Origin of the sequence: Enterococcus sp. 5H (assembly GCF_028128615.1) — a bacterium.
Classification (GTDB): Bacteria; Bacillota; Bacilli; order Lactobacillales; family Enterococcaceae; genus Enterococcus_L.
The window spans coordinates 1-10,257 of the sequence record NZ_AMDP01000016.1 but is presented as its reverse complement, the minus strand read 5'-3'; the positions used below and the strand labels follow the sequence as shown (position 1 = coordinate 10,257).

The window sequence follows — 10,257 nt, the reverse complement described above, 5'->3', positions numbered from 1 at the left end:
TGAATCAACGGAAACGTTTATCACTAAAATTGGTGAAGAAGCGCGAACTGTGGGGCAAGAAAAAGATCTGTACGCCTCTGTGATGATCGCCCAGGCAATTTTAGAATCAGGATCAGGAAGTAGCCACTTAAGCCAGGAGCCGAACTTCAATTTATTTGGTATTAAAGGTGATTACAACGGTCAATTCGTTATTTATGGGACATGGGAAGACGACGGACAAGGCAATTCTTACTACACCGACGCAGCGTTTCGTGTCTATCCGAGTTACAAGGAGTCTTTCGAGGATTATTCCGAATTGCTAACAGATGGTTTAACTGGAGATCCGACGTTCTACAGTGGTACGTGGAAGTCTACGACAGAAACCTATCAAGACGCTACGGAATTTTTAACGGGCCGTTACGCAACCGACACGCTGTACAATCAAAAACTGGATTCCTTAATTGAAACATATAATTTAACACAGTACGATCACGAAAAAGAATCGATCATTGCTGGTGGTGACTTTGAGCCTTTTGACAATGTGAATCATGACAGCGGTAATAGCTATGCAGCCGGAAATTGTACCCAGTACGTTTACAACCGTATCATTCAATTAGGCGGTTATGTTGCTTTAGACATGGGAAATGGCGCTGATTGGGGTGTAACTGGACGTGCAAGAGGCTACGAAGTCTCAAACACACCAAAAGCGGGTACTGCTGTTTCGTTTGCGCCCGGCGTTTTAGGAGCTGATCCAGATTACGGTCATGTTGGTTTCGTCGAGAGAGTGAATGAAGACGGATCAATTTTGATCTCTGAAATGAATGCCGTCGGTTTAGGTGTGGTGTCAACACGTACTATTCCAGCAGGTTTTGGGGGCATGCTGACATATGTCACACCGAAATAGAACCAAAAATTGGAGGAAATCATGAAATCTATTACAAGAGTTACGTGGACTACGGACAGTTTGGAAGTAAATGATTATATAAAAACACCTGGATACATTGGAAAGGTCATTGGTTCTGTCCAACGAACGTTTCTAGATCAGGAAACGGACCAATTAGTCGAACGAACAAATAAAATCATCATACTATTTGATCCGAACAAGCGTAAATTTTCTAAAATGACTTTTTCATCCGTTGTTTATGAACCAGCTACGCCTGAACAAATCGCTGAGTTTAATGAAGAATTTGAACTAATGTTGCGCACGACGACTGAAGAGAACGGAGGGAATAAATTATGGGGAACGTTGTATTAACAGAATATTATCCTCGCCAACAAACACTCACCGCTGCGGGGAAACAATTTGCCAATCGATTAAATGACTTTTTCGGAGGAGGTTGGCAGATAGAACGTCATGAGGTACTCTCCAGTTCGGATTGGAATCAAAAAGAATGTATGGAACTGTCGAATGGTCGACAACTGCTTGTGGAGCTGACACGATCAGAGGAGACGTTTGAACTAACAGCGAGCGCTGTCTATGCGTATAATCCTGATTATTTACAAACCATTACGGATCAGGACAGAGAGTATTTGAGCGAGTTGATCGCAAATACAGACGGAGATATCCGTAACTTGAAAGGCTATGAAATGGCTGATTACTTGTATCAGTTGGCCTCAGAGCGATTGGTTCAGCTCAGTGTTATTCCAGGTGTTTCAGAACCATTAACTGAAGCTGAATCAAAAGAAGAAAGCCTGTTGTCATTCCTTGTCCCAAAATTAATGATCGTGACCGGAAGAGCGAGAGAAAATAATTTTCACTTAGCTGAGGTAACAGAATAAAAGGGTTTAAACAGCGGTTTGTATTAGACGTTAGCGATTATACGTATTCAGAATTTGAACAAAATAATCAAGTATTGACGAATCGGCTGTTGTTGTGGCTGGTTCTTTTTGTTACAGGAGCGTGTTTTGTACCTGTATCAGGTGCATTTTTTATAGGACCAACCCTTTTGAGTTTACTTTATGGTTATACCTATTTGTGCAGTAAAACGCAGCTAGTTATTGATTACCTGGATCATGGAAAGAAAGAGTGGGTGACGGAGAAAGAAGTAACAATCTATTCCTGGTATACCCACATGGTTCTTGAAAGAGACCTGCCTGAAACTCGTATAGTTGATGTTATTGTCGGTGAAACAATCAGTTTTTGGATTGAAGAGAATGAGGAAATCAAGCGAATTGATCTTCCTCGAGACACTTGCGAGGTGATTTTTAAACCAGCACAAGAAGGTATTCCTTCTGTCGTTTATCAGGCGGAACAGTACGTAGAGTTCGGCTTTTTTGATTTGTTGGAACGTACAAAACTATTGAGTGTAGCCGAAAAAAGACAATGGCCGCAACAACATCGGTTCATTATCTATACAGATTCTATTTCATTTCTACCTATTAAAGAGAACAAACATAGTCAAGTAAAGAACAAAGAGTACACAAAAAAATTGAAAAGAGGAAAAAAATGATGAAAAAAACAACAGTATTATCAACAACTGGAGCTATTCTATTCGCGTTAACAATGACAATGCCAGCGTTTGCCAATGAAGTGGTGCCAGAAGAGCTAACAGAACAAGCTACTGCATTAGAGGAAATGGTGGTACAAAGTGATGAAATCGACCCAGGAGACCCAACGATCCCTATAGAGCCAGTAGATCCTGTTGATCCAACAGAGCCCATTGATCCAATAGACCCCGTTGATCCAGTGGATCCGATTGACCCAGTAGATCCAGTAGATCCTGTCGAACCCACGGAACCAGAAAAGCCAGTAGAACCAGAAAAACCAGTGGATCCTGTTGAACCAGAGAAACCAACCGAGCCAGAAAATCCAGTAACGCCAATTGTACCTACACCAACGCCAACTCCTGTTGTACCGACACCAGAAGCACCCGTGACCACAGAAACCGGACAGACGATTGTTGGGGTTGAAAATGGTCAAGTGATTGTCCAAACCACTACCGGAGAACAAATCAAATTAGCAGAATTACCAGAAGGTGTCACAAAACAAGCTGACGGAACGCTTGCAGTGAAAACGAGTGAGGGATTAAAAGTATTACCTCATACGGGCGAGGCAAGCCGTGCAGCGTTGTCAGTTGTGGGCGTTATTATTAGTAGTTTAAGTGTTTGGTTCATGCGTAAGCGCGCGAAAGCATGAAACGTTTATTCAAATGGATTAGTGGACTTATAGGTGGTGCGCTCCCGTTATTACTTTTTTCTGGTCAGTTGAAGCCGATGGAACTATTAAACTCAGCTATCACATTCTTACCAAGAATACATGCCACGATTGAGACGCTTCCGATTCCTGATCTCGTCAATAAACTTGTGGATCCGGATCAATCAACGGCCGCACCCATTGAACTACCAACTATTTCTTTTGATTTTAGTCAACTTATTTATGATGGAATAAACCTTGCCATACCTGTAGAAGAAAATGTTCCTTCATTTAGTGCGTCAGACTTAGATCTGGCGCATGAAGCCTGGCAACATTTTTCCGATCTTGACCACTTAAATCGAGTAGGGCCAGCGAATGCGGTATTGGGACAAGAACTGTTTCCAACTGAAGGCAGAGAACCTTTAACAATTAAACCTACAGGCTGGAATCAAAAGAAGTTGAGTAATGGAGAATGGCTGTATAATCGCTCCCACCTTATTGGTTTTCAGCTCACTGGAGAAAATAATAATATGAAAAATCTGATGACTGGCACACGTAGCTTTAATACGCCAGGTATGTTGGAATACGAAAATAAGGTAATGGAGTATCTGAAGCGGACCGGCAATCATGTTCGGTATCGGGTAACTCCTGATTTTAGAGACCGCGAGTTAGTCGCCAGAGGTGTGAGAATGGAAGCCCAAAGCATTGAAGACAATGGGCTTCAGTTTAATGTTTATATCCACAATGTCCAAAAAGGGTATACAATCGATTACCAAACCGGACGTGCGACAAAAGAATAAAAGTAAATGAAGTGAAGATTATTATAAGGAGGAAACGCATGTCTAAGACACACCCTAATCCACATTTTTGTGTGACAGGAACACAGTATCATGCCTATGATAATTTTTATAATTGGCAGAAAAAGTGGATAAGCCTACTGACTAGAGAGTCATATATGCATAAAAAATCAATGACTCTTTTTAATAAATGGCTGAAATGCCGTAGGTTTTTTCATAAATCCGGAAGAATTCCAAACGATACTCTAGGAGAACCTTTGAGTAGTCGTTTAAATACAATTCATGAAGAAGGAGATCCGGAATGGATAGAACAAAAGCGGAAATGGTGGCATTTTTTTGATTGAGAATAGCATTCGAGACTCTTGTATTTCCGTCAATAACAATTTGGATATCTCCAAAGCTTTTTAAGATTAATATAGGTTCATGTTTTATTCCTAGGTTGTGATTAATAGAAATTTTTGAGTAAAATGTGAATTCTTGGGATGGATTTTCAACACTCTCAGCTCCAATTCTAAAATTATAGAGTGGGGTATCAATAGGAGTGTATCGTTCATTTAAAATAAATGACTTAATTTTATCAATGTTAATATAAGCCTTCAAATTTTGATTGAGGCTAATAGGGATGTCTAAGCCATAGTATTCAAAATTGTCTTGATCTTTGGATTCTTCATCAGCAAACATAGCAATGGCAGAACTCCAATTTCTAATGAAACGATTATCAAGAAATCGATAGCTTGATAAATGTTTTTTTAAAATTCGTTTATAAGATAAGTTATTATTGATTGCAAAAACCTCCAAAAGTTTAATTATTATATTAGGATAGCTCTAAAAGATTATATATGTAAAATTAAAAAAAGAAAAAAGAAACGAGGAACTTCTATGGAAGAAGGATTAGTATTATTTGATTCCTCTACGAATCGCTATTTAGGAAGTGATCAGCTGAATGAATATGAGCCTGTATTTGTAGACAGAGAAGAGGAAGCTTATCAATTTTCAGAAAAAGAAATAGAAAGAGCGTGGCAGACTGCCTATAAGTTAGCTTGGAAAGGACATGGTCAATTCTTTGTTTATGGTTGTCCGAATATGAAAGTAGTGGAGGAAAAGTAATGAAAACGATTGAAACATTTATTGATCAACACGGCTGGAATTTAGGTTTGCGGGTACCGATATGGTGGCGGATTTTTTACATTCGTTGCACCTTTACAGTAACAAAAATGACTGAAATTGTGCAAGAAAAAAGGGACCAATCGAGAGGAAGTAAGCCAAATTAAGCGCGGGAATTCGTCCGATTTTTAGTCCAAATAGACATCGATTGGCAATCAATTGTTTAAGTAATCCAATAGAAAAATAACGACAAATTTTAAATAGTTGGTTCTGAAGAGAACGCAATCAGGTTTTAAAAATACTGATTTCTGATAGAAAAATACGATGGATCATTGCTCAAAAAACAGGAATGAGTAGTAAGTCCAGCTGTTGTTTTAGAATGATTTTTTCAAAATGAAGTGGTTGAACTATTACCTACAGAATCCAGTTAACAACTAAATATTTTTTTGATTGAACGAGTCGCAGAATAAAAACTGCGATTCGTTTTTTCTGAAAATTTTAGCAAGCAGTCATAAATTTTGCCTCTGGTATTACCTGTGGTAGTAGTTCTGGTATTAGGTCTGGTAGAAGTCGTTTCAAATACCAGAGGTAATACCAGACCCATTACCAGACCTAATACCAGAGGGGGTGAAATTCTGTATCGCTTATCTGAGTAAGGTTACAGCGATTGTCAGAATTTTCAAATAAAACTTTTTCATTTTTGTCGATTCTTACCCTTTTTAATAGAATAACCAACCTTTGAAAATTTCAAAGTTTATTCGTATTAAAAGAGGGAAGATCTTCCAGAAGTTTTTCTATAGAGGCGGGCGGCGGCGGACGAAAAAACAGTCCTTGCCACTCACCGCTATAGACTCCCTTCGGAAGCGTCGGCGCACTCGCTGCACTCCTGCTCCTCCTGGCTGGCCGTAGCTCGCTTGGCTGCGGCCAACTTGCCTGAAAAAAATCTTTCTGAAAACGAAAAAATATTTTCGTCGGCTGTGAAGCAGGGTAGGGGAGATAAATTAAATAACACTATAGTTCATATTACTTGTAGACGAAAGGAAGGATAGAATGAACGCTGCACAGATAGAAAAAATATGGTCCGTCGAAAAAAAACTAACCGCTCAAAAAGCGCTAACCGAATCTGACTACCAGAGTTTGCTTCAGCTGATTCATGCATCGTATGGTTCTCTATTGCCTCAAAAAAGAGAAGTAGTCGCTGCACAAGAAGCAGCTCGTTTGACCCAACAAACCACCTCAGAAAATACGACGGCTTTCTTTGAAGCGCAGGTTCAATCATTGGAAACGAAATACGCTATCCCTTTATATGCTTTTTCAGATCAGCTCTAACAAAAAATAGTAAGTAAAAGAACGGAGGAACAAATGGAAAATGAAATAGAAAACATACTGGGAGATCTTGGGCGGACAATCAGAGACCACAAACTATTGAGTTTTCTTGTAGTCGTAGGAGGGATCGGCTACTGGCAAAAACGAGCCGTTTCAGAATGGATCAGTTATATTCAACTGAGCTATGGGGATCAATTGGCACAAATTGGTCAATTCCTTTTGCGAATAGGTGTCGGCTTGTTAGTACTGGGACTGATTTTGTGGGGAATTCAGTTTCTATTGGCGGAACGTCGGTTTCGTTATGTTCAATTGTTACCCCATGAAGAAGATACCTATGCTTTTGCGCAAATCATAACCATGGTGCGCTCCTTTTACTACATTCCCCAACCTTGGATTGTTCGTTTGTTGGTTGGCAAGCCCAGGTATTCATTTGTTGTGAAAAAAGATTCAAAAGGGTCGGTGACCTACTACTTAGGAGCCGATAAGACCTTACTTTCACAGGCAGTGTCTTCGTTTGCGTCTGCGAACTATAAGCATATTGAAGTATTTGAAGAAAAATCGATGCGTTTTCTGTCAGAAGAGCGCGAAGAAAAACGGTTTGGCTTTCATTTACGGCAGGCAAAACAAAAACCATTACCATTTAAGAAATTTACCGTGGATATCGCAACTCTTTTGGCGGAACAGTTGCCAAAAGATGCCAGTCTTCAGGTAATGTTTGAAAATTATCCGCTGAAGACATTCCGACAAGCGATGAATGAAACAGAAAAAGATACCCAGCGAATGACCGAACAAGTCGAAGCGAAAGAAAAAATGAACCGTCAAAAAGAGCTCGTGCGCGATATGGGGAAACGATTCGAGTCAGACGAAGTGATTTATCGCACGAGTATTGGTTTTGTGGCAACGGGGAAAGAGAGTAAGGCCAAATTATTTGATGTCTTCAACACCATTGCGACCACCATGAATGACAGTAATCGTTTAAAACGCCGGAGAAACAAGCGCGCAGTTCAATTGTACCCACGGGTACCAGAGAAAATCTTACTGACAGGGTCGGAATTGGCGAATTTGGTTCACCTGCCACAGCTGGCAAGCGATAAATTACCGGAAGAGACAAAGAAAATGATTCCGCACAACGTAAGTGGGATAGGCAGTCTTCCTAATAATGTCATGAACAATCCAACCGACCTTGCTTTAGGTGTCATGCAGCACCCTGTGATAAAGGATCGAAAAGTATTTATTCAAGGAATGTTTATTGGCGAACACTTTGTCGTGACAGGCAATACAGGGTCTGGAAAGTCAACGGTCTTAAACACCTTGATCAATGAAGGTTTTTTAGCGCCATTTATCGCGTCTGACGGGAAGCCAACACCAGGACTAACCTTTATTGATCCTGCTAGAGATACTGCGATTACGTTCTTCAACTGGATTTTACGGGCAGAGACATTAGGTGCAACTATTCCTTGGGAAAAAGTGCATTATTTTAAATTGGCTCATGGGAAGTATCCCATTGGGATTAACTTATTGGGGCGAATCGAAGGTGTGACAGTTGATGCCCAGGCGGACGCTATTTCAGAAATTATCGAAAATGTGTTTGAGAACAAAGCAGAAGTGGCCGCTCGTTTGCTTCGTTTTTGTATTAAAACCTTATTGGCAGACGAAGAGGTTGTTCATACAATTCTGGAAGTCCCGCGATTAGTCGATGATGAGGATTATCGAGAAGAGCTATTGGGGCGCTTAAACGCGGCTGAGTACTATGATCTATTAAATTACTGGGAAAATGATGCCGAGGAAAATATCAAAACGTCTGCGACAGCCTTAAAAAATCGGATTGATCTTTTTTCCACGTCTAGTTCCATGAAGCGAATTTTTGGCCAACAAGAGAATCACTTAGAAGTGAAGCGGTATATGGAAGAGGGGCACTTCGTATTTTTTGATGCGTCGAATCTAGGCGCAAAGGAAATCAATATCTTTTCAAGTTATGTCAGCTACTTGTATTACCGTATTTCAGAAACACGGAATATTGGCGCGAATCTTCATTTACTTGCGATTGACGAGGCGCACCGGGTAGGCGACGTCTTTATTTTACCGAAAATCATTGCGGAAAGCCGGAAGTTTGGCTTTTCTCTAGGCATTTCCACTCAACGATTGGCCCAATTATCCAAAGAGTTGCGGGATACATTAACCGAGGTTCAAAATAATTTCTTTGTCTGTAGACAAGGGAGTAAAGATTCAAAAGTTGCGGCAGACAATATTGGGACAGACTTAGTCAAACCAATCTTGTTGGAAAAATTAGAGAAGCGAGAAGTCGTCGTGAAGTATCCGTTTGTCTATCCAAACGGCGTAGAAGAGCAACAACGCTTCATGGTCAAAGTTCCACCATTGGATAAATACCAACCAGATGGACGCGTTGCAGATTTTGGGAATAAAGAATTGATTGCTTCAGTTGATGCCTGGACAGCGGAACGCGCAGAAAAACTGTCGGAGGATCGTGAATACTTAACCAGTGAAAAAGTAGATAAAGAAATTTATCACTATTTAAATGGCATTGTACCCAAAACAAAGAAGTCTCCCGTGAAGAGAGAAACAGAACCAGAGCTGCCGATCAAGCAGCCAGAATCTATACCAAAAGAATCAACAGAACCAACTGAAGAAGAAAAAAGTCGCTCGCTATTTGGGGCGTAGAAGGAGGAGTATATGGCTAGAGAAAATGGATTAGAACTGACAGAGCGAGATCAATTAGTCTTGCAGCTCTGTCATGATTATATTTATGTCGATAGTAACTATTTGAAAGAATATGTCTTCCCATTTGGAGACGCAACCGAAGAGCGAATTATTAATGTCGCCAATATGCGTTTGAAAAAGTTAGCCGATGCTGGCTATATTGAACGATTTAAACGAGTGGGAACTAGTTATGCCCAACGAGATACGGTGTATACACTCGGTCTGAAAGGTGAAGAATTTATGTTAATGATGCACGGGTATTGTGACTATAAAGGCGCGTGGCGTTCGTCGTTGAAAATTTGGTACAATCACGCCTTAAGTATTTTACGTATTACTGAAGGACTACGCCGACAATTGGCCGATCACCCTGTGTACACAGTGGTGGAATTTATTCCAGAAGTCCGCGCTTTTTTCCAGTATGGTGAAGGAAAAAAAGACGTGGTTCGTCCAGATGGTCTAATTGTCATTGGTGGGCGTGAGGACAAACGAAATAACATTTGTCTCTTTCTGGAGGCCGAAAACTCGATCGCCACGTATCGTTGTTTAACGCAACTGAAAAGTGCACCACGTGATGATTGAAAACTGCACCAGTTAGTTTAACCAATTTTTTGTATCTTCCACACGGAAAGATTTCCCGCTTAAATCTAAAACGTGTGCCCGATGGGCAATTCGATCTACCATAGCTGCAGTAAGCATAGGATCCTTAAATACTTCTTCCCAACGGTCAAATGATAAATTTGTTGTAATAATCATTGAACCCGTTGATGTACGATTAGACAGTAAGTTAAAAAGAATTTCACTTCCTACTTGATCGAATGAAACATAGCCTAACTCGTCTAAGATGACTAAGTCATACTTACTAAATCTCCGTTTATAATAGGTCAGCTGGTTAGCGCTCATGGCTTCCTTTAACTCAACGACGAGATTAGGAATATTCGTGAACAAGACACTTTTTCCTGTCAAACATGCTTCCATACCAATGGTTGTTGCTAAATGAGTTTTACCAACTCCTGGATTACCCAATAAAATGAGATTTTCTTTTTTATCAATGAATTGAAGCTGCTGAAGCTCCTTGATTTGTTTTCTTAGTTTTGATGATAAATGACTATCCAGATAGTCATCAAACGTTACTTTTTGAGGTAATTTTGCTTGCCGAATCAATGTATGAATACGATTGTTTTTCCTTCGTTCGACTTCTAA

Annotated in this window: 14 protein-coding genes; 12 read left to right on the top strand and 2 right to left on the bottom strand. The window is 40.2% G+C overall.

Going from position 1 to position 10,257, the window contains the following annotated elements; translation table 11 throughout:
* The 6 genes from C240_RS04695 to C240_RS04670 all read left to right on the top strand — a co-directional run.
* Positions 1–883: glucosaminidase domain-containing protein (locus C240_RS04695; protein WP_271491681.1), on the top strand; the 883-nt coding region annotated here is incomplete at its 5' end.
* A 21-nt stretch (positions 884–904) separates the two neighbouring features.
* Positions 905–1,234, top strand: a complete 330-nt coding sequence (locus tag C240_RS04690; RefSeq protein ID WP_271491679.1) for a hypothetical protein — start codon at positions 905–907, stop codon at positions 1,232–1,234.
* The gene (locus C240_RS04685; RefSeq protein WP_271491676.1) at positions 1,216–1,758 is read left to right on the top strand and encodes a hypothetical protein; all 543 of its coding nucleotides are present in this window, start codon (positions 1,216–1,218) and stop codon (positions 1,756–1,758) included. The genes C240_RS04690 and C240_RS04685 overlap by 19 nt, the downstream gene beginning before the upstream one ends.
* A 167-nt stretch (positions 1,759–1,925) precedes the next feature.
* A complete protein-coding gene (locus tag C240_RS04680; RefSeq protein ID WP_271491672.1) occupies positions 1,926–2,429 on the top strand; it encodes a hypothetical protein in 504 nt (167 codons plus the stop codon).
* Positions 2,426–3,115 carry an LPXTG cell wall anchor domain-containing protein gene (locus tag C240_RS04675; protein WP_271491669.1) on the top strand — a complete coding sequence of 230 codons (690 nt, stop codon included), beginning with the start codon at positions 2,426–2,428 and terminating at the stop codon, positions 3,113–3,115. The genes C240_RS04680 and C240_RS04675 overlap by 4 nt, the downstream gene beginning before the upstream one ends.
* The gene (locus C240_RS04670) at positions 3,112–3,912 is read left to right on the top strand and encodes a DNA/RNA non-specific endonuclease (RefSeq protein WP_271491666.1); all 801 of its coding nucleotides are present in this window, start codon (positions 3,112–3,114) and stop codon (positions 3,910–3,912) included. Before C240_RS04675 ends, C240_RS04670 begins: the two co-directional genes overlap by 4 nt.
* Positions 3,913–4,092: 180 nt before the next feature.
* Here the strand turns inward: C240_RS04670 and C240_RS04665 are convergent, their stop codons facing one another.
* Positions 4,093–4,590, bottom strand: a complete 498-nt coding sequence (locus tag C240_RS04665; RefSeq protein ID WP_271491664.1) for a hypothetical protein — start codon at positions 4,588–4,590, stop codon at positions 4,093–4,095.
* Between the two features lie 198 nt (positions 4,591–4,788).
* On the opposite strand from C240_RS04665, the gene C240_RS04660 reads away from it, so the two are divergent.
* From C240_RS04660 to C240_RS04635, 6 genes are all read left to right on the top strand, one after another.
* Positions 4,789–5,016 carry a hypothetical protein gene (locus tag C240_RS04660; RefSeq protein ID WP_271491662.1) on the top strand — a complete coding sequence of 76 codons (228 nt, stop codon included), beginning with the start codon at positions 4,789–4,791 and terminating at the stop codon, positions 5,014–5,016.
* Positions 5,016–5,180 carry a hypothetical protein gene (locus tag C240_RS04655; RefSeq protein ID WP_271491658.1) on the top strand — a complete coding sequence of 55 codons (165 nt, stop codon included), beginning with the start codon at positions 5,016–5,018 and terminating at the stop codon, positions 5,178–5,180. The genes C240_RS04660 and C240_RS04655 overlap by 1 nt, the downstream gene beginning before the upstream one ends.
* 883 nt (positions 5,181–6,063) lie before the next feature.
* A complete protein-coding gene (locus C240_RS04650) occupies positions 6,064–6,342 on the top strand; it encodes a hypothetical protein (RefSeq protein ID WP_271491655.1) in 279 nt (92 codons plus the stop codon).
* Between the two features lie 155 nt (positions 6,343–6,497).
* Positions 6,498–6,662 carry a hypothetical protein gene (locus tag C240_RS04645; RefSeq protein WP_271491652.1) on the top strand — a complete coding sequence of 55 codons (165 nt, stop codon included), beginning with the start codon at positions 6,498–6,500 and terminating at the stop codon, positions 6,660–6,662.
* Between the two features lie 238 nt (positions 6,663–6,900).
* Complete coding sequence (locus tag C240_RS04640) at positions 6,901–9,018, top strand: hypothetical protein (protein ID WP_271491649.1); 2,118 nt, start codon at positions 6,901–6,903, stop codon at positions 9,016–9,018.
* A 60-nt stretch (positions 9,019–9,078) separates the two neighbouring features.
* On the top strand, positions 9,079–9,636 hold the full coding sequence (locus C240_RS04635) for a replication-relaxation family protein (RefSeq protein ID WP_271491646.1): 558 nt from the start codon (positions 9,079–9,081) through the stop codon (positions 9,634–9,636).
* Between the two features lie 12 nt (positions 9,637–9,648).
* Here the strand turns inward: C240_RS04635 and istB are convergent.
* Positions 9,649–10,257, bottom strand: a 609-nt coding sequence (gene istB / locus C240_RS04630) for an IS21-like element helper ATPase IstB (RefSeq protein ID WP_271491642.1), incomplete at its 5' end; no start/stop codon positions are given.